This window comes from Neisseria sp. HMSC065C04 (genome assembly GCF_001815375.1).
GTDB classification, from domain to species: Bacteria; Pseudomonadota; Gammaproteobacteria; order Burkholderiales; family Neisseriaceae; genus Neisseria; species Neisseria flavescens_D.
On sequence record NZ_KV820381.1, the window covers coordinates 151,459 to 171,550 of the forward strand.

The window sequence follows — 20,092 nt, forward strand, 5'->3', positions numbered from 1 at the left end:
ATTGGCTTAATTTAACGAATAATTGTAAATCACTCTTAATTGCATTGAAAACTCTGTTAAGTTTATTTAGAATCCTGAATAATTTTTATTTTGATTTTAACAAACAAAGTTAAAGAGAAACGATGCAATGAAAACATTCACACTCGCCATTTTGCCTTTGGCATTAATCAGCGCATTCTCTCACGCTGCTGAAGAGAAAGCTGCCGAACAGGCTGAAGTCGATACCGTTTACGTTACTGCCGAGAAGCAACTGCAACAGTCGCTGGGCGTGTCGCGTATTTCAAAAGACGACATCGACAAGCGTCCGGCAGTCAACGATATTTCCGAATTTGTCCGCACCATGCCGGGCGTCAACCTGACCGGCAATACAGCGACGGGTCAGCGTGGCAACAAACGCCAAATCGACCTGCGCGGTATGGGCCCTGAAAACACATTGATTCTGATTGACGGCAAGCCTGTAAACTCGCGCCAATCCGAGCGTATCAGTATGCGCGGTGAACGCAATACGCGCGGCGACAGCAACTGGGTGCCGGTTGAAGAAATTGAATCCATCACCGTTTTGCGCGGTCCGGCGGCAACGCGTTACGGCTCCGGCGCAATGGGCGGCGTGGTCAATATCGTTACCAAAAAAGTGTCTAAGGAATTTAAAGGCCAGGTCAATCTTTACGCCAATCAGCCGCAAGACAGCAAAGAAGGCGCAACCCGCCGTATCGGCTTCAATTTGAGCGGCCCGATTATCCAAGATACTTTGGGCTTCCGCATTTACGGCAACCTCAATAAAACGGATGCAGATGCGGCCGATATCAATGCCGGACACGGCAACGACAGCGCGGCTGGTGTCGAAGGCGTACGCAATAAAGACATTGCAGGCCGTCTGCAATGGAAAATCAGCCCTGCGCAAACATTGATTTTAGACAGCAGCTACAGCCGTCAGGGCAATATCTACAACGGCGATACGCAAAACAGCAATCCACGTTCTGCTTTAGTTAATTCTTTAGCTGACGGCAAAGCCGAAACTGCCCGCTTATATCGTTCCGCTTATTCTTTAACGCATGACGGCGCATGGGAATGGGGTGATACCAAAAACGTGATCAGTTATGAGCGTACAGTCAACAGCCACTTGCCTGAAGGTTTGGCCGGTGGTCCTGAAGGCAGCTATACAGGCTTGGATTTTGTTCAAAGCCGTTTGAAAAACCTGCGTTTCAGCAGCGAAGCGAATATTCCGTTCAAACTCGGTGTCGATAATGTATTGACGGTCGGCGCAGAATTTACTGACAGTAAGCTGGATGATCCTGCTTCCAATAGTCAGGGATTTAAAGACCAAGGTAAAACTGATGTGTTTGACGGTATTTCAGCAGTACGCGGCGGCAAGGCATCGCAACGCAACTGGGCAGCTTACGTTGAAGACAATATTTCGTTGACCGACAAAACCCATCTGATTCCGGCCATCCGTTTCGACCACAACAGTGACAGCGGCAGCAACTGGAGTCCGGCGTTGAACTTCTCGCATCAAATCGGCGAAAACTGGTTGGTCAAAGGCGGTATTGCCCGTGCGTATAAAGCGCCAAATCTGTATCAAACCAATCCTGACTTTATCCTGTACACGCGCGGTCAAGGCTGTCCGATTGATGCGCCGGGCAGTGTCCGTTGCTACTACATGGGTAATAATAATTTGAAACCCGAAACCAGTATTAATAAAGAGATTGGTCTTGAGTTCAATAAAAACGGCTGGCAGGCTTCTGCAACCTATTTCCACAACGCGTACCGCAACAAAATCGTGATTGGTGAAAATATCATTGCCACCAGCAATATCGGCAACTGGCTTTTGCAATGGGAAAATACGCCGAAAGCGACTATTTCGGGTATCGAAGGCAACTTGGTGATTCCGTTGCATGACACACTTAAGTGGAGCAACAATTTCACTTATATGCACAAATCCGAAGATTATCAAGGCAATCCATTGTCTTTGGTGCCGAAACACACCATTAACAGCACGCTGTCTTGGACACCAAACGAACGTTTTGATGCCAACTTGACCTTTACCCACTACGGCCGTACTAAACCGCGTGGCGTGGCGATTAATAGACTGGAACGAGATGGTAATCTGCGTGCAGGGGTTACTCCTTTGACTTCCGAACATAACCAAACCCAAGTCGGCTCTTACGGTATTTGGGGCATCAATGCCGGCTACAACTGGAACAAACGCGTGGCCGTCCGTGGCGGTGTCAGCAACCTGTTCAATAAAAAACTGTACCGCACAACTGCCGGCGCACAAACATACAACGAACATGGCCGTGCTTTCTACGGCAGTTTGAAAGTATCGTTTTAAGCAGTAGCGTATTAAACAAGGCCGTCTGAAACGTTGTGAAATGAAATCTAGGATTTCTGACATAGGGTTTCAGACGGCCTTTTTATTTGGATTTTTAGCAGTCTTTGTTGTTACGGAATTTGCTTCTCTTTTAGAAAAAAATAAAAGGGCGGCATGGGCCGCCCTGAAAATCCAAACCGCTTATTCAACCCAAGTTACCATTTCTTCAATTGGTTTGCGTGCTTTTTTGGTAATTTCTTTGGCACGATAGCCGAATGTTGCCGCTACGGATACGCCCCATTCGTTGGCATCAAACAGGCCTTCTGCTGCCAATACTTCGTTCATTTTGTCGTAGTTGAAGCCTTCGATTGGGCAGGAATCGATGCCGATGGCGGCTGCGCCTGTGAGCATATTGGCCAAAGCAATATAGGTTTGCTTGCTGCTCCAGTCAAAGAGTGCGCGTTGGTCGTTGGCAATTTTAATGTTGGTTTCTTGGAAGCTTTTGTATCTTGCCAAAGCTTTCTCCAGCTGCTCGCCTTGCAAGCCCCTGCGTTCGGCAACGCTGCGGAAGAACGGGGTATCGTAACGGGCATTTTTCTTGGCAAGGATAATCACCAGATGGCTGCAGTCGTCCAGTTGCGATTGCATACCCCAGCTGAAAGGTTTGAGCTTTTCTCTCAATGCTTTGTTCTGGATAACCAAAAATTTCCATGGCTCGGAGCCGACAGAGCTGGGCGAGAGGCGGGCAAATTCTAAAATCGCTGCAAAATCTTCTTGGCTGATTTTTTTGTCGGGATCGTAATAACGGGTGGAGCAGCGATTTTCGAATACTTGCAGCATTTGTTCGCGTGTAATTTTACTCATTGGTTTTTCCTAATAAATGAAGATGTTACTTTGACCGTTTTGCCAATATCCGGTTTGCGTGAATTGGTGGAGGAAACAGGATAGGGCAGCACCATGTTAAATCAAACCCTGCGGTTAGGCTATCTTTTAATTTTGAACTTCGCAGAAAAAATCGATTAAGTATCAATATGAATGTGAAAAGGCCGTCTGAAATTTTAAAAGTGAAGTTTCAGACGGCCTTTGATTTCAAACCTTGATTACAGGTGCGGATTCATCAGGTTTTCTGGTGAGAGGATGCGGTTGAGTTCTTCTTCGCTCAACAGGCCGCGCTCCAGTACGACTTCGCGCACGCCTTTGCCGGTTTGGGCGCAGATTTTGCCGACCAAATCGCCGTTGTGGTGGCCGATGTACGGATTCAGATAAGTGACCAAACCGATGGAGTTGAAAACGTAGCGTTCGCAGATTTCGCGGTTGACCGTAATGCCTTTGACGCATTTTTCGGACAGGTTGACCGCGGCGTTACCCAAGAGGGAAATGGTTTCAAACATACATTGGGCGATGACCGGTTCCATGACGTTCAGCTGCAACTGACCTGCTTCGGCTGCGAAAGTGATGGTGGTGTCGTTGCCGATGACTTTGAAGCAGACTTGGTTGACGACTTCGGGAATCACGGGATTGACTTTGGCCGGCATGATGGAAGAACCGGCCTGCAATTCAGGCAGATTGATTTCTTTCAAACCGGCGCGCGGGCCGGAAGAGAGTAGGCGCAAGTCGTTACAGATTTTGGACAGTTTGACGGCTGTGCGTTTCAATGCGCCGTGTACCATCACATATGCGCCGCAGTCGGAGGTCGCTTCAATCAGGTTTTCAGTCAGTTTGCAAGGCAGACCGCTGACTTCGGAGAGTTTCTCAACGACTAAAGCCGCATAGCCTTTGGGTGTATTCACGCCCGTACCGATGGCGGTGGCGCCGAGGTTGACTTCAAGCAGCAGGGAGCGGGTGCGGTCGAGGTTGAGGATTTCTTCTTCCAACAACACTTGGAACGATTGAAATTCTTGTCCGGCCGTCATCGGCACGGCGTCTTGAAGCTGGGTGCGGCCCATTTTCAAAACGTCTTTAAACTCTTCGGCTTTGGCGGCAAAGGCGTTTTTCAGGATAGCCAGTTTGTCGAGCAATTCGCCGATGCTGTAATACACGGCAAGGCGGAAGCCGGTAGGATAGGCGTCGTTGGTAGATTGGCTGGCGTTGACATGGTCCATTGGATTGACGATGTCGTAGCGGCCTTTTTCGTATCCCAACACTTCCAGTGCAAGGTTGGCAATGACTTCGTTTGTGTTCATATTGACCGAAGTACCCGCGCCGCCTTGATAAACGTCGGATGGGAATTGGTCGAGGCAGCGGCCTTTGATCAATACTTCGTCGCAGGCTTTTTCGATGGCGGCCGCGATTTCCGGCTTGATGGCACCCAATGCGCCATTGGCTTGCGCAGTGGCTTTTTTAACCATGACCATGCTGCGGACAAATTGCGGTACGTCGGAAATTTTTTGCGTGGAAATTTTAAAGTTTTCAATGGCGCGCAGCGTGTGGATACCCCAATAAACATCAGCGGGAATTTCGCGGTCGCCCAATAAATCATGTTCGATTCGTACAGTCATTTCTCTTACCTTCTCGTATAGTTGTGTTGGTGTGCGTTATGCGTTTGGAACATTAGCCCAGTTCGGCAAGATTGTCCAGTCGGTAAGGCTTAATCGTCAGGGTGAAAACGTGCCGCTTCGCGTTCCTTAGCAACCGTATCTTTATCTTTCAGCTTCGCGCCCAGGCCCAACATTTTTTCATATTCGGATTGCGGCGTACCATCCTCTTCCATGCCGAATGCGCTGGCATTGACCCAAAGGGAAAGCAGGGAAACAATGAAGGCGAAAAAACCAACGATATACCAAAACATTTTTTTCTTCCTTGTGTGTCTGCGTGTGCAGATTGTTGTGGTTTGTAAAGATATGAATGTAGCACAAACACGGCAAGGTTTAAATTCCCTTACTTCGTCCTTTCATTCATTTACCTGTTATTGTTTAGAAAAGAAAAGGCCGTCTGAAAAGTAAGACTTTTCAGACGGCCTTGGGGGCTTTGTCGGGAAGATTAGCCGCCGCATGCGCCGCAGCAACCGCCTTCGCCATGGCCGCCGCGTTTTTCTTCGTTGTTGACAACGGGCAGTTCGGTTTCTTCGGTTTGCTCTTTTTTATCTTCAGGCAAATCGTTTACTTTGATTTTGTTTTCTTCAGCCATGATATATCCTTTCAATGGATTAGGGAGTGGAAAGATTCATAAAGATAGCATCTTTAAGCCGATAAACCAAGCAGTACAAAACTGTCTTGTAATAATGCCATGACTTGGAACAATAAATTTGCTTGTAAAAGCGTTCAGGCCGTCTGAAAAATCCAAAGAGGAATATTGGTTTTATGGTTTGAAATAGCAGCAGAAAGATTTAAGAATGCTTGATTTGAAGGGATAAACTGACATGGATTTCAAAAAACAATACAATGTTATCATCATCTGGAAAACGCCAATTTATCGGAGCATATATGTATTCACACCACAGCGAACGCCATTTCAGCGACCGCAACAACTGGCTTCGGGCAAGCGTATTGGGTGCCAATGACGGCCTGATTTCCACTGCCTCGCTGTTGACGGGCGTAGCCGCTGCCGCGCCAGATTTCCAAACCCTGCTGTTGACGGGCGTTTCGGCGCTTATCGGGGGTGCGGTGTCAATGGCGGCGGGGGAGTATGTTTCTGTGTCCAGCCAATCGGATACGGAAAAAGCCGATTTGCACAAAGAACGCTACGAATTGGCAAATAATCCTGATGCGGAGTTGGAAGAGCTGACGGAAATTTACCGCCGCCGCGGTTTGTCCGACCCGCTCGCCGCAGAGGTGGCTAAAGCCTTGATGGAACACGATGCACTCGCCGCCCACGCGCGCGACGAAATCGGCATTACCGAAACCTCTGCCGCCCAACCCATGCAGGCTGCGCTGGCTTCTGCCGCTTCATTTTGTGCCGGCGCGATTTTGCCTTTACTGGTCGCGTTGACAGCTTCTACCGCCATTGTTCCGGCCTTGGCAGTTTCCACTTTGTGCGGACTGGCCGGACTGGGCTATGCCTCCGCCAAACTCGGCGGCGCGCCTGTCGTTCCTGCCGTTTTGCGCGTGTGCATATGGGGCGTTGCGGCATTGGTGATAACCGGATTTATTGGAAAAATAGCAGGCGTGGCCGTCTGAATGTAGGGCCTTATATTCTTTTAAACCTGTATCCAGTAAAATTGAAAATCTATTTGATCGCTAAAGGCCGTCTGAAAAATTTTCAGACGGCCTATGGTGCTTGTATTTACTTATTACAAACTGTTTTGTCATGACCTATCCGATTCCCAAACCCCGTGAAAAATCCCGTTGGCTCAATCTTTCGCAAGGCTCGCTGCCCTTGGCTTTGGCGCGTTATCTGCCGCATAAGCAGCTCAAGGTTGTCTTGACCCAAGATGCGGAACAGGCGCTGCGCCTTCAGACGGCCTGGCTGTTTTTCCGTCCGCATGATACGGCGGTGTTCCTGCCGGACTGGGAAACGCTGCCTTACGAGCGTTTTTCTCCGCATCAGGATTTGGTGTCGGAGCGCTTGTCGGCGTTGTGGCAGATTAAGAGCGGCGCGGCGGACGTGTTGTTCGTGCCAGTTGCCACGGCGATGCAGAAGCTGCCGCCCGTGCCGTTTTTGGCAGGGCGCACGTTTTGGCTGAAAACAGGGCAGACTTTGGATATAGGCCGTCTGAAAAGCGATTTGGTGGATGCAGGTTATAACCATGTTTCTCACGTTGTTGCGGCAGGAGAGTTTGCCGTGCGCGGCGGCATTGTTGATTTGTTCCCGATGGGCAGCGAAATGCCGTACCGCATCGATTTGTTCGACGATGAAATCGACAGCATCAAAACTTTCGATACCGAAACGCAACGCACCATTTCCCCGGTTTCCGAAATCCGCCTGCTGCCTGCACACGAGTTCCCCACCGACAGCGAGGCGCAAAAGATTTTCCGCAGCCGTTTCCGCGAGGAAGTCGATGGCAATCCGAACGATGCGGCTGTGTACAAAGCCGTCAGCAACGGCCATTTTGGTGCAGGCGTGGAATATTACCTGCCGCTGTTTTTTGAAAACGAGCTGGAAACGCTGTTTGACTATATCGGCGAAGATGCGCTGTTTGTCTCTTTGGGCGACGTTCACGCCGAGGCAAACCGTTTTTGGAGCGACGTTAAATCGCGTTACACCATGGCGCAGGGCGATGAAACCTATCCGCCTTTGCTTCCACAGTATTTGTATCTCTCTGCTGATGTTTTTGCAGGCCGTCTGAAAAATTATGGTCAGGTATTGCCGGATATTTTTGGTGATGAACATACGTTGCCAAACTTGGCCGTCAACCGCCAAGCAGATGAACCGTTGCAGGCATTGAAGGATTTTCAGACGGCCTTTGACGGACGGATTTTGCTGTGTGCAGAAAGTTTGGGACGGCGCGAAACCATGCTCGGTTTCTTGCAGCAAAACGGTTTGAAAGCCAAAAGCGTGTCCGACTGGCAGGGCTTTTTATCGGCGCATGGGCCGCTGATGATTACAGTGGCGCCGTTGGCTTACGGGTTTAAATTAGAAGATCAAAACATCGCGGTCATTACCGAATCCGATCTTTATCAATATGTTGCCCGCTCGCGCAAACATCATCGTAAGAAACACGCCGCTGTTTCAGACGGCCTGTTGCGCGACCTTGCTGAAATCAATATCGGCGATCCTGTTGTACACGAAGAACACGGCATCGGCCGATATATGGGCTTGGTCACAATGGACTTGGGCGATGAAACCAACGAAATGATGTTGCTCGAATACGCGGGCGAAGCGCAGCTTTATGTGCCTGTTTCGCAACTGCATTTAATCAGCCGCTACTCTGGCCAGGCGCATGAAAACGTTACCTTGCACAAGCTCGGCAGCGGTGCGTGGAACAAGGCGAAGCGCAAAGCCGCCGAAAAAGCGCGCGATACTGCTGCGGAATTGCTTAACCTCTATGCCCAACGTGCCGCCCAATCGGGACACAAGTTTGAAATCAACGAGATGGACTATCAGGCGTTTGCCGACGGTTTCGGCTACGAAGAAACCGAAGACCAAGCCGCCGCCATCGCCGCTGTGATTAAAGATTTGACACAGGCGAAGCCGATGGACCGCCTCGTGTGTGGCGATGTCGGTTTCGGCAAAACCGAAGTTGCCCTGCGCGCCGCGTTTGTGGCGGTGATGGGTGGCAAACAGGTTGCCGTACTTGCCCCGACCACGCTTCTGGTCGAGCAGCACGCGCAAAACTTTGCCGACCGCTTCGCTGATTTCCCCGTGAAAGTCGCCAGCCTTTCGCGTTTCAACAACAGCAAAACCACCAAAGCCGCGCTGGAAGGCATGGCGGACGGTACGGTTGATATCGTTATCGGCACGCACAAATTGGTGCAGGACGACATAAAATTCAAAAACTTAGGTTTAGTGATTATCGACGAAGAACACCGCTTCGGCGTGCGCCAAAAAGAGCAGCTCAAACGTCTGCGCGCCAACGTAGATATCCTTACCATGACCGCCACACCGATTCCACGCACCCTCAGTATGGCGCTCGAAGGTCTGCGCGACTTCTCGCTGATTACTACCGCGCCCAGCCGCCGCCTCGCCGTCAAAACCTTTGTCAAACCCTTCAGCGAAGGCAGCGTGCGCGAAGCCGTGTTGCGCGAACTCAAACGCGGCGGACAAGTGTTTTTCCTGCACAATGAAGTGGATACGATTGAGAATATGCGTGAGCGGTTGGAAACCCTGCTGCCCGAAGCCCGCATCGGCGTGGCACACGGACAACTGCGCGAGCGCGAGCTGGAACAAGTGATGCGCGACTTTTTACAGCAACGATTCAACGTGTTGCTCTGTTCCACCATCATCGAAACCGGCATCGACATCCCCAACGCCAACACCATCATCATCAACCGTGCCGACAAATTCGGGCTGGCTCAGCTTCATCAGTTGCGTGGGCGCGTCGGCCGCAGCCACCACCAAGCCTACGCCTACCTGCTCACGCCTGAATACATCACCAAAGACGCAGAAAAACGCCTCGACGCCATCGCGGCGGCAGACGAACTCGGCGCAGGTTTCACCCTCGCTATGCAGGATTTGGAAATCCGCGGCGCAGGCGAAATCCTCGGCGAAGGACAATCCGGTGAAATGATACAGGTCGGCTTCACGCTCTACACCGAAATGCTCAAACAAGCCGTGCGCGACCTCAAAAAAGGCCGCCAGCCCGACCTCGACGCACCGCTGGGCATCACCACCGAAATCAAACTGCACAGCCCGGCATTATTGCCTGAAGACTACTGCCCCGACATTCACGAGCGCCTCGTCCTCTACAAACGCCTCGCCGTCTGCGAAACCGTGCAGCAAATCAACGCCATACATGAAGAACTGGTCGACCGCTTCGGTCTGCCCGAACAACCCGTCAAAACCCTCATCGAAAGCCACCACTTACGGCTTATGGCAAAAGAATTGGGTATCGATGCCATTGATGCGACCAGCGAAGCGGTAACGGTAACCTTTGGAAAAAACAACAATGTCGATCCAACCGAAATCATCCTGCTGATTCAAAACGACAAAAGATACCGCCTTGCCGGCGCGGATAAGCTGCGATTTACCGCAGAGATGGAAAATATCGAAGTGCGGATTAATACAGTGAAGAACGTATTGAAGACTTTGAAAGAAAGGGTGATGGTTAAGTAAGGAAGGAGGAAAAAAGGCCGTCTGAAAATTTTCAGACGGCCTTTTTATACTATTCCTACTTAATAAGTGTAGGTTGAATTGAGGACCAACAGAACTATTAAATTTATTGAAATCGTTAGGTTTATCAATCCAATCTACGCATTTAAGAATTTATAGTACTATCAGCTTCGGGAATCGAACCTAAAGTTGTTAAATCGATCAGGGAATTATTATGAAAATAAGGGCAATGATGCTGGGTATTGCAGGCTTGATATTATCCGGCTGCTTTTTCTCTAATGAAGAAATTAAGTTGGAAGATATTTGGAATTTTAAAATTACTGTCAATGAAGCTAAGGGGAATAGGCAGGTTCATTTGACAGGCTTATTAGGCAATAGTGCAATGGGTATTTCAGATATTAAAACAACTAGCCGCAACGATGAGCTGAATATTACTTTATTTCAAAAATTAGCAGGTTCGGAATATTCAGGAGTATTAGATAAAGAAATTCCTCTTGAAAGCAGTATTAAAAAGATTACATATGGTTCTGAACACAAGGTTATATGGCAAGATTAAAATCAATGAAAAGGCCGTCTGAAAACTGGATTTCAGACGGCCTTTTATTTTCTTATAACGTCATAACGTCGTTCGTATTATCAGAAACGATAGTTCACGCCCAAGGCAAACTCGCGGCCACGTTCGTAGAAGGGCACGCGTCCGTTGCCGTCGGGGAAGCGTTGGCTGTGTGAACGGTATTGCTTGTTGCCGATGTTGTTGACGGCGAAGTTGACGTTCAGGTTGTCTTTTTTCAGCGGCTGCCAGTTGGCGTAGATGTCGTGTACGCCGTAGCCTGATTTCTTGCCGTGTATCGTGCCTTGTCCGCGGGCGACGTCGGTGTATTTCACGCTTTGGGCGTAGCGGCCGCGCCAGCCGATTTCGAGTTTGGGGTTTTCAAACTGATAAGACAGGCCGGTCAGCCATTGGCGGCCGGTGTTCCAGAAGGTGAACGAGCTTTCGTGGTCTTCCGCTTGAATCGGGCTTTCGCCGTAGTACATTTCGCCGTTCAGACGGGGTTTGACGTAGGATACGCCGGCGCGCGCGGTCAGGCCGCCCCAGCGGTAGGATGCGTCAAGTTCGTAGCCGTAGGTTTTGAGCGTGCCGCCGTTGTAAATCTTGCCGCGTTCGGTGATGGAGGCGGTGTTGTTGTTGATTTTTGCCCAACGATAGACGATGAGGTCTTTGATGCGTTGGTGGAACACGCTGCCGCTGACGTTGAAGTTGTCGTTGCGCCATTTGAAGCCGAGTTCGGCACGGCGGGCAGTTTCAGCTTTGAGGTTGCTGTCCAAATCGGCGGCGGCGCCTGCGCGTTCGTTAGCCAACAAGGCTTCGTTCAGACGCGGCGCGCGGTTTGCCTGATTGAGGTTCGCCAAGAGGGAGAAGTTGTCGTTGATGTCCCAAATCGCGCTGATGCTGGGGTTGAGTTGTCCGTGCGACGCGCTTTGTTTGCTGGCGGCATTGTATTTGAAATGGTCGTAACGCAGGCCGGTGTTCAGGGTAACGGGGTGCAGGTTCCAAATACCTTCCGCGTACACGCCGTATTCGGCTTTTTTCTCTTTGTCGCGGTCATACAGGCCGAGAATCTTCAGCCATGCGCCTTTGTCGGAAGGCTCGGAGGTTTCGTGGCGGTAGTTGACGCCGTATTTCACCATGTGTCCGTCGCCGAAGGAGCTGGCGAGGTTCAGATTCGCGCCGGTCGCTTTGATTTTGCTTAGCTCAAGCTGACCGATAGGAACGCCGCCTTGCGCCGTGCCGGAAGCTTGGGCTTTTGGAGAAGGAGCGCCTTTAGGCGGTTTGGTGTCATCGGTATTGATTTGGAAGACGTTGGCGTCGATTTTGTCGATAAAGCCGACGTTACGGCCACGGTATTCCAGATTGTAGGTCTGCTCTTTTTGATAAGTGCCGTCCACGCCGATGTAGCTGTCAACGTTTTGGAACTCGGCTTTGTCGGTGCGGTTGCCTTTTTGGTATTCCTGACGGTAGGTCAGGCGGATGCCGTGGTCGTCGTTGAAATCGTAGCCGAGTTTGGCGAGGTAGCTGTGTTGTTTCAGACGACTGCCGAGGTTGACATTGCCGTTGCCGTCTTTGTAGTCGCGGTTGTTGAGGAAGTTGCCTGCAAACAGGGCATCGAAGCCGTTTTGATAGCCGTAAACCGCTGCGTTGCCGGTTGAGCCTTTATTGCTGCTCAAGCCTGCGCCCAGTTTGAAACCGAAAGGTTTGCCGTCGGTTAGCAGGTCTTTTGCGTCAACCGTTGTTACGCGGATGGTACCGCCGACCGCACCCAAACCCGCGCTTGCCGCGCCTGTGCCTTTTTCGACGTTGATGCTTTTTACCAAAGCGGGGTCAAGCTGGAAGCGGCTTTGGTGGTGGAAGATTTTAGTGGATTGGCTGGTGTTGTCGACTTCTAGGTTAATTTTATCTTCACCAACGCCGCGGATGCTGTAAAACTGCGCCACGCCGTTGCCGCCGCCGACATCCATACCGATTTGGTCTTTCATGACTTGTTTTAAATCGGTCGAAATTTCGCGGTCGAGCTGGTTGCGGGTTACACGAGTCGGTACGGCAGTACCGGTAACCTTAATTTCATTCAGCTCGGCAGTTTCTGCGGGTTGCAAATTTTCGGCATGAGCGAAGCTTGTTGATAATGCGAGTGTAATGATACTAAGGCGGAATACAGGAGAGGAGACCTTATTCATGATTTTTCCTAAGTAAAAAATTGACTGCTTATTCTAATTATTATAATAATGATTATCAAATTCTTAATGAATATTAATAAATATATTCTGTTTTATTCCAGTCTAAAATTAATAGGATTTTATAAAAATCAATTAGTTTATATTTTAGTTAAATTTAGTAAAGATTCTTTGGTTAAGAAAGGGGTTAAGTCTTACTTTTTCTGAGAGGGAGAAATGAGATAGCTTGAATATCTGTCAATAAAGAATTTTGTCTATCAGTGTTTTATTTAAAAAGGCCGTCTGAAAAGTATTTTTCAGACGGCCTAAATATTTATGTTTTACAGTAAAGGGCTCATCAGGCGGACGGCATTTTCCACGAGGCCGCGGAGTTTAGAGCGTTGTTGCCATGATTTGATGGCAATGTAGCTGCTGTTTTTAAGGTAGCTGCGTTGCAGGTGGCAGATTTGTTTGGTGGTATCGCGATCGTAGATGGCGAGGCTGATTTCGAGGTTGAGGAAGAAGCTGCGCATGTCCATATTGACCGTACCGAAGAGGGAGTAGTCTTCGTCTATGGTCAAGGTTTTGGCATGTAAAAGTCCATCTTCAAACATGGCGATTTTGACGCCGGCTTCCAGCAGCATAGGGTAGTAGGCGCGTGAGGCGTAGCGTACCATCAGTGAATCGACTTTAGCAGGCAGTATCAAGGTCACTTTGACGCCGCGTTTGGCGGCAACGGTTAACGCCATGAGAAGCGGCTCGTCGGGGACGAAGTAGGGGGTGGTAATTGTGATTTGTTTGGTAGCGGCATAGATGGTGCTGATGATGGTTTCGTAGATGACGAAGCTGCTTTGCTCGGGGGCGGATGGAATGATTTGGGCAACAATATCGCCTTGCTGCATTTTTTCAGGAAGGATTTGGGGCAGCAGGCTTTGGGCTTGATTGAGGTATGTTTGTACGTTTTGGAGGTTTTCATCGGTTTCGACGGCGAGGTCGGCGAAGAAGACGGCAGACAGTTCCAAAACCATAGGCCCTGTACAGCGCATCATGACATCGATCCATTCTCCGACGCCGGAGTTTTGTTTGAAATAGCGCGGGTCGACGAGGTTGAAGCTGCCGGTGTAACCGATTTTGCTGTCAATAACAAGAATTTTGCGGTGGTTGCGCAGGTCGGTTCGCGTGAATAATGTACGCCAGATGCCGACAGGCAATGAGGTATGTACTTCAACACCTGCTTTGCGCAGTATCTCTACCCAATCGCTTTCAAGAAAGCTCCTGCTGCCGACGGCATCGGCCAATATGGAGCAGTCTACGCCTCTGGTTTTGGCGGCAAGGATTTCATTTAGAATTTCTTCGATGCGGCCTTTGGGTTCGATAATGTAAAAGGCCAACAGGCAGGAATGGGCTGCGCCACGTATGTCGGCAAGCATGCTGTCGATGATGGTATCGGTGGTTGAGAGCAGGCTCATGGCGTTGCCTCGGGTTGCGCCCAGCCCTGTTCCTTTTTCGGCAACTTTACTGATGCCGTGGTAACGTGATTTCACTTGGTCGGCAATATTGAGATATATATCGGTAAGGTGGGCAGCGGCAAAGTTGCGGTAGAAACGGTTCATTTCGCCGGTACGTTTGGCGCGGGCCGTACCGAGACGCGGCTCGCCGATGAGGATGTAGGCGATGGTTCCGAATACGGGGAAAAGGAAGAGGATAATCAGCCAGGCAAAGGTTGAGCCGATGTTTTTTTGTTTGTACAACACGCGCAGCATGCAGGCGAGTGCGGCGCAGGTGTGGGCGAAGATAAAAATCTCGGTCCAGGTGATGTCTTTTAAGAAATTCATATTCGGTAGGGATTGGTTGAATTTTTAAATTTAAAGGTTGGGGCCGACAAGCTTCAAATGTTAAGTATATAGAAAAACCGTCTGAAAACAAATTTACACGATAATTGTGTTTTTTGTTTTCAGACGGCCTTTACGTTTTTTCTTTAACGGTGATACTGACGAGACAATTCGTGTACGGTATCGACCAAGATTTTGGCGTGTTCGGGGTCGGCGTGTTGGTTGATGCCGTGGCCAAGATTGAATACATGGCCGCTGCCGTGTCCGTAGTCAGCAAGAATGCGTGCAACTTCGGTGCGGATAGACTCCGGTGTGCCGAAGAGGGCAAACGGGTCGAAGTTACCTTGCAGGGCAACTTGTTCGCCGACGCGACGGCGGGCTTCGCCGATGTTGCAGGTCCAGTCCAAGCCTAATGCGTCTGCGCCGATTTCTGCCATGCTTTCCAGCCATAAGCCGCCGCCTTTGGCAAATACGATAACAGGCACGCGGCGGTCTTCGCTTTCGCGTTTGAGTCCGGCTACGATTTGACGGATGTATTTCAGGCTGAATTCTTTAAACGCGGCATCGCTTAACACGCCGCCCCAAGTATCGAAAATTTGTACGGCCTGTGCGCCGGCATCGATTTGGGCATTGAGATAAGCGGTAACGGCTTGGGTATTGGTGTCGAGGATTTTATGCAGCAAATCAGGGCGCGAATACATCATGGTTTTGATGGTGCGGAATTCTTTGCTGCTGCCGCCTTCAACCATGTAGCAGGCGAGCGTGAACGGGCTGCCTGAGAAGCCGATGAGCGGAACTCGGCCGTCCAGTGCTTTACGGATAGAAGTTACGGCATCAAAGACGTATTGCAGTTTTTCCATGTCGGGAACTTGCAGTTTGGCGATATCCGCTTCATGTTGCAAAGCGCGTTCAAATTTCGGGCCTTCACCTTCGGCAAAATACAGGCCCAAACCCATGGCATCGGGAACGGTCAGAATATCGGAAAACAGGATTGCCGCGTCCAGATCAAAACGTTCTAAAGGCTGGATGGTAACTTCGGTCGCCAGCTCGGTATTTTTGCACAAATCGAGAAAGCTGCCTGCACGTGCGCGCGTGGCTTTGTATTCAGGCAGATAGCGTCCGGCTTGGCGCATCATCCAGATAGGTGTGTATTCGACAGGCTGTTTGAGCAGGGCGCGGAGGAAAGTGTCGTTTTTCAGAGCAGTCATGATAAATAGGCTTTCTGATTTGGTGTGTTGGACAAAGTTCAGACGGCCTTAGATATGTATTGAGGCCGTCTGAAATGATTAAATGGTTGGTTCTGTTGTAGATTTCATACTGTCGCTTAATACGAAATCAGCACATCAATTTGGTTGAGGAAGGGATGCCGGATGTTCTTCTTCGGCCACGCTTTCCAAAACCAGATTGCGTTGTTCTTGCGCTTTTTGCGGTTGATCGGTTTCATCAAACACGCGAGCCAAAACCAAATGTGCGGATACGCTGGGTTGCAGGGCGATACTGGCTTCGAGGTAGCCTTGGGCTTTGCCCCAAAGTTTGCGTCCGTAAGCCAGTTGGCCAAGATACATCAACAGTGGTGCATTGTCGGGTTGTTCCTGCAGCCAAGAGTCTGCCAAGTCGATGGCTTTTTGTTGCTCGCGCTCGCTTAGGAAACGCACGGATTCGACAAATGCTTCCAAAAGCTCGGGCTGGCGGGTTTGCGGATAATGGGTTTTGACCCATTTGACCGCTTCGGCATACAAGCCCAAACGCTCGTATTTTTCGGCAATCGCGACGCACAATTCGCCAGACTTCACACTTTCGGGAATTTGTTTCAAACAGGCTTTCAGACGGCCTGCATCGGTTACTTCGCTTAAGAGGCGGCGATATGCCCAGTTTTGATACTGTTCTGCTTCGTAATCGTTAATGGCGCCGGCTTTGACCAGTTTTTCTGCTTTTGCCAAGACATCTGAAGCATCGCCATGATCAAAGGCATAACGTAATTGCAGACGGACCAAGCGGCTTAAGTTGCTATTGATTTTTGCTGCTGCTTCAAGGTTTTGTGCGGCAGTCGGATAATCGCGGCGGCTCAGTGCAGATTCGGCCAGCAAAAGATGACGGGAAAGCTGCTGTTTTTGTGGAAGGTGTTCGATTTCGTGCAGATAGCGGTCGCGCAATTCGAAGTTTTCCATTTGGTCGGCCGCGTGTGCACCTAACATCAAAGCCAGGGTGCGGTTGTCGCCTGCTTCTTTGTTTTGCAAGACTTTGGCGGCTTCTTGTTCGGCTTTTTCAAAACGACCTTCAAAATATGCCAGACCTGCGCTGTTCAAAGAGGCGGAAGCCTGACGGCCTTTGCGGGCAATACCGAAGCGTTGCATACGCACTGGAATATTTAAGAGGCCGAACACGAATTTAATCAGGAAATACAAGACGAATACGCTCAACAGCAGGCCTAAAACAAAGGCATGCAGATTGATACGTAGCATGGTTTGTTCAACCACGACGTACACGTTGCCTGTATAAATACCGGAAGCTAAAGCTAAACCGACAGCGGCGGCAAACAGAATGACAATCCAAACGACGGTTTTCATGCTTGCTCTCCTTTAATTTTGGCAGCAGGCTTGGTTTGGTTTTGTGGTTTGGCAGCTTCGGCGGCCGGTTCTTTTTTGTTTTCAGACGGCAAAGCAGGTGCTTCCAGAGATTGAGGGGCAGAAGCGGCAGCCGGTGCGGCAGTTGTGGCTTGCTCGGTGGTTGCAGCCGGAGCGGAAGCGGTTTTCTCGGTAGCTTGGGTTTGTGCAGCTTCTTCGGTCGTCATTTGTGTACGCGAACCTTCTTGATAAGCGCGAACGGCGCTCAAGCTGGCTTTCAGGCTGTCGTCTGAGATCATGCGGACATCAAGGGCTTTGAGTTCGGCCAACTCTTTCAACCATGACTGCGTAGCAGGGGATTTGCTGTCGTAGTATTGTTTTACAGTTGCTTCAACGTTGTTCAAATCGCTTTGATACACTTCGCCATTGTGTTGCAACAGGGCAATGCGCGCATCCAAAAGGCGCAGGCGCAGGTTTTCACGGATGAAGTAGGTTTGATCGGGCGAAATCAACATGGCGTCGTTGCTGTCCAGATGACGGACTTCAACCAAGCCTTTGAGGGCATTGAGGGATTTCTCCCATGTGTTTTCCCACCAAGTTCCTGAATTAGTGGCTTCGACAGGCGCGGCACCCGGTTTCAATACGCCGTCCAAAACTAAAGGCAGTCCGGAAATACCTGTTTCCAAACGGTCGATACGCAAGGCAGTAGCGGAAATATCGACATAAGGACGGTTTTTCAGTGCGGCCAAATCATTGCTGATGGCTTGCTTGATGGGGATAAGCTCAGGCTGTTCAAAACGGCTTAAGCGGCTGTCAATGTGTTCCAATACGCTGACCGCGCCTTGAAGATTGCCTGACAGCATCAATTGTTGTGAAGCAGTGTTCAACATGGATTCGGCTTCGTCGACCAGCCAGTTGATACGGCCTTTGAGCAGCTCTTGATAAGCTTTCTGCATTTGCAGGATTTGATCGCTATTGTTTTTTTGACCGTTGTTCAGGCGGTCTAACTCGGCTTGAATAGCGGTTTGGCGGTTGAGGTTGTCTTTTAGAAGGCTGGCGTTTTCAGACTCGCCCAATGCAGCTTTGTCGATTTTTTGGTTGAATTCGAGCTCTTGGTTTTTTAAAACATTTTGACCCTGTACAAACAGGAATCCGCTCGCGCCTAGGCCAAGCAGTGCCAAGACGATCGCACCTGCGGCCAAGGCTTTGCCGCCAGATTGTTTGATGATAACAGGGGCGTTGTTTTGTGGGAGATTGTTGGACTCGGGCATGCTCGCCTCCACTCGCTGAGGTTGGGTAGGTTTGATTTGTTCAGACGGCCTGGTGTTTTCAGAACGTTCAGGCGCTGAAGCTGCCGTACTGGCAACTTGTTGGGTATCTTTATTGTCTTCGACTGGGTTCACTGCTTGGCTCCTTTGTGGTATGGATGAAAGTGCAGCGGATAAAGAAGTGACGGTTTTAACATGTTTGGCACCGACGATGCGAAGCGCATCGGCAATGCGTGGATGATGGGTAAAGTATAGCAAGGATTCGAAGAATCGGGAAAATTGCGGCGGAATCTGATGGAAAAATTCGCGCGCGAGTTCGCCGGATGTGACGTAGGCGGCGGCGATGTCTTCGGTTTTAAAGTTCTGCCAATCGATGGCGTGTGGCCGTCTGAAATGGATTTCGGCGATGTCGATTTGGAAACCTAGTTCGGTCAGTTTGTCTGCCAGAAAATCACGGCCACCATGACCTCGAATGATTAGAACTCGGGTGTTGGGCGGCAGGTTTTTCCAAATAGGCATTCTCAAGACGGCTTCGCTGTCGTTGCCATCTTCGGGAGAGAATACGGGATAGGGGGAGAATTGTGCCAAAGTATGTTGGCTGGTTTGGCCGACGGTAATGTGTGCTTTGGGGCCGTCTGAAAAGTTCAAGTGCGGCGCTGCGGTTTCAATAGCGGTCGGGCTGACCCAAAACACGACATCGGCTTGCTTGAATTGTTCTGGAAGTTTGTTTAGTGCCGAACGGTCTGCCTCTATTTCAATCGGACTCAATACTTGAGCCTGCCAACCGGCTGCATGGCAGGTTTGGATATCTTGTTGCGGACGGTTGGACGGACGGATGATGAGTAGAGTAGGCATAATGTGGGATAAATTATTAAGGTTTTAGGCCGTCTGAAATGAAGGGTTTCAGACGGCCTGTTGCCGGGGGATACGTTATTGATCGACGAATGCGCGCTCAATCAGGTAGTCGCCGCGGACACCGGTTTTCGGAGAAACGGTCAGGCCGAATTCGTCCAAGACGTTGCAGGTGTCTTTCAACATGGCAGGGCTGCCGCACAACATGGCGCGGTCGTCTTGCGGATTGATTTTAGGCAGGCCGATGTCTTCGAAGAGTTTGCCGCTGCGCATTAAATCGGTCAGACGGCCATGGTGTACATAGTCTTCTCGTGAAACAATCGGGTAGTAAATCAATTTTTCTTTAACCAAGTCGCCCAGGTATTCGTGTTCGGGTAATTCTTTGGTAAAGCGGTCGTAGTATGCCAAGTCTTTTTTGTAGCGTACGCCGTGAACCAAGATGATTTTTTCGAATTGCTCGTAAATTTCAGGGTCTTTGGTAATGCTCAAGAAAGGGGCGATGCCGGTACCGGTGCTCAAGAGGTAGAGGTGTTTGCCCGGATTCAGGTCGCCGGCAACCAGTGTACCGGTCGGTTTTTTACTGATGAGGACATCGTCGCCGACTTTAAGGTGTTGCAGGCGGCTGGTCAATGGGCCGTCTTGTACTTTAATACTGAAAAATTCCAGATGCTCTTCCCAGTTGGCAGAAGCCACGCTGTATGCGCGCATCAGCGGTTTGCCGTCAACCATCAGGCCGACCATGACGAATTGGCCGTTTTCAAAGCGTAAAGACTCGTCACGGGTACAGGTGAAAGTGAAGTAAGCGTCGGTCCAGTGGTGTACGGATAAGACTTTCTGGGTGTTGAATGCTGCCATTGATATTTCCTGTTGGATAAGGCCGTCTGAAAAGGGTAGGTCGGGGCGGCCAAGGTT

At 50.0% G+C, this 20,092-nt stretch carries 14 protein-coding genes and 1 pseudogene; 4 read left to right on the top strand and 11 right to left on the bottom strand.

Annotated elements, in window-relative coordinates; genetic code table 11:
• The first annotated feature begins 127 nt into the window (after window positions 1–127).
• Window positions 128–2,329 (top strand): FepA family TonB-dependent siderophore receptor, encoded by a 2,202-nt coding sequence (locus tag HMPREF3022_RS00800; protein ID WP_070764982.1) that lies wholly within the window; start codon window positions 128–130, stop codon window positions 2,327–2,329.
• Window positions 2,330–2,509: 180 nt separating this feature from the next.
• Here the strand turns inward: HMPREF3022_RS00800 and HMPREF3022_RS00805 are convergent, their stop codons facing one another.
• The 4 genes from HMPREF3022_RS00805 to HMPREF3022_RS11675 form a co-directional block, all read right to left on the bottom strand.
• Window positions 2,510–3,172 carry an NAD(P)H-dependent oxidoreductase gene (locus HMPREF3022_RS00805; protein WP_070764983.1) on the bottom strand — a complete coding sequence of 221 codons (663 nt, stop codon included), beginning with the start codon at window positions 3,170–3,172 and terminating at the stop codon, window positions 2,510–2,512.
• A gap of 236 nt (window positions 3,173–3,408) precedes the next feature.
• A complete protein-coding gene (aspA, locus tag HMPREF3022_RS00810; RefSeq protein ID WP_070764984.1) occupies window positions 3,409–4,806 on the bottom strand; it encodes an aspartate ammonia-lyase in 1,398 nt (465 codons plus the stop codon).
• Window positions 4,807–4,895: 89 nt separating this feature from the next.
• Entirely contained in the window at window positions 4,896–5,096 is a 201-nt protein-coding gene (locus HMPREF3022_RS00815) for a hypothetical protein (RefSeq protein ID WP_070764985.1), read from the bottom strand.
• Window positions 5,097–5,287: 191 nt separating this feature from the next.
• Entirely contained in the window at window positions 5,288–5,434 is a 147-nt protein-coding gene (locus HMPREF3022_RS11675; RefSeq protein ID WP_049322342.1) for a hypothetical protein, read from the bottom strand.
• 296 nt (window positions 5,435–5,730) lie between these two features.
• Here HMPREF3022_RS11675 and HMPREF3022_RS00820 point away from each other — a divergent pair, with 296 nt between their 5' ends.
• From HMPREF3022_RS00820 to HMPREF3022_RS00830, 3 genes are all read left to right on the top strand, one after another.
• Complete coding sequence (locus tag HMPREF3022_RS00820) at window positions 5,731–6,423, top strand: VIT1/CCC1 transporter family protein (protein ID WP_070764986.1); 693 nt, start codon at window positions 5,731–5,733, stop codon at window positions 6,421–6,423.
• Between the two features lie 130 nt (window positions 6,424–6,553).
• Complete coding sequence (mfd, locus tag HMPREF3022_RS00825) at window positions 6,554–9,958, top strand: transcription-repair coupling factor (protein ID WP_070764987.1); 3,405 nt, start codon at window positions 6,554–6,556, stop codon at window positions 9,956–9,958.
• A gap of 226 nt (window positions 9,959–10,184) precedes the next feature.
• Complete coding sequence (locus HMPREF3022_RS00830; RefSeq protein ID WP_234394581.1) at window positions 10,185–10,511, top strand: hypothetical protein; 327 nt, start codon at window positions 10,185–10,187, stop codon at window positions 10,509–10,511.
• A gap of 80 nt (window positions 10,512–10,591) precedes the next feature.
• Here the strand turns inward: HMPREF3022_RS00830 and HMPREF3022_RS00835 are convergent, their stop codons facing one another.
• The 7 genes and pseudogenes from HMPREF3022_RS00835 to HMPREF3022_RS00860 all read right to left on the bottom strand — a co-directional run bounded on the left by HMPREF3022_RS00835 (window position 10,592) and on the right by HMPREF3022_RS00860 (window position 20,035).
• Window positions 10,592–12,688, bottom strand: a complete 2,097-nt coding sequence (locus HMPREF3022_RS00835) for a TonB-dependent receptor plug domain-containing protein (protein WP_070764989.1) — start codon at window positions 12,686–12,688, stop codon at window positions 10,592–10,594.
• 317 nt (window positions 12,689–13,005) lie between these two features.
• Window positions 13,006–14,499: a cardiolipin synthase gene (cls, locus tag HMPREF3022_RS00840; RefSeq protein WP_070764990.1), complete on the bottom strand. Its 1,494-nt coding sequence runs from the start codon at window positions 14,497–14,499 to the stop codon at window positions 13,006–13,008.
• A 143-nt stretch (window positions 14,500–14,642) separates the two neighbouring features.
• On the bottom strand, window positions 14,643–15,704 hold the full coding sequence (hemE, locus tag HMPREF3022_RS00845) for a uroporphyrinogen decarboxylase (protein WP_049332472.1): 1,062 nt from the start codon (window positions 15,702–15,704) through the stop codon (window positions 14,643–14,645).
• Window positions 15,705–15,839: 135 nt separating this feature from the next.
• The gene (locus HMPREF3022_RS00850) at window positions 15,840–17,063 is read right to left on the bottom strand and encodes a heme biosynthesis protein HemY (RefSeq protein ID WP_049332474.1); all 1,224 of its coding nucleotides are present in this window, start codon (window positions 17,061–17,063) and stop codon (window positions 15,840–15,842) included.
• Window positions 17,060–18,331, bottom strand: coding sequence for a uroporphyrinogen-III C-methyltransferase (locus tag HMPREF3022_RS11815; protein WP_283119025.1), 1,272 nt, complete (start codon window positions 18,329–18,331; stop codon window positions 17,060–17,062). The genes HMPREF3022_RS00850 and HMPREF3022_RS11815 overlap by 4 nt, the downstream gene beginning before the upstream one ends.
• Window positions 18,332–18,481: 150 nt before the next feature.
• A pseudogene (locus HMPREF3022_RS11820) lies at window positions 18,482–19,183 on the bottom strand (uroporphyrinogen-III synthase); the annotation flags it as partial.
• Window positions 19,184–19,258: 75 nt separating this feature from the next.
• Window positions 19,259–20,035, bottom strand: coding sequence for a ferredoxin--NADP reductase (locus tag HMPREF3022_RS00860; protein ID WP_003746329.1), 777 nt, complete (start codon window positions 20,033–20,035; stop codon window positions 19,259–19,261).
• Window positions 20,036–20,092 lie beyond the last annotated feature (57 nt).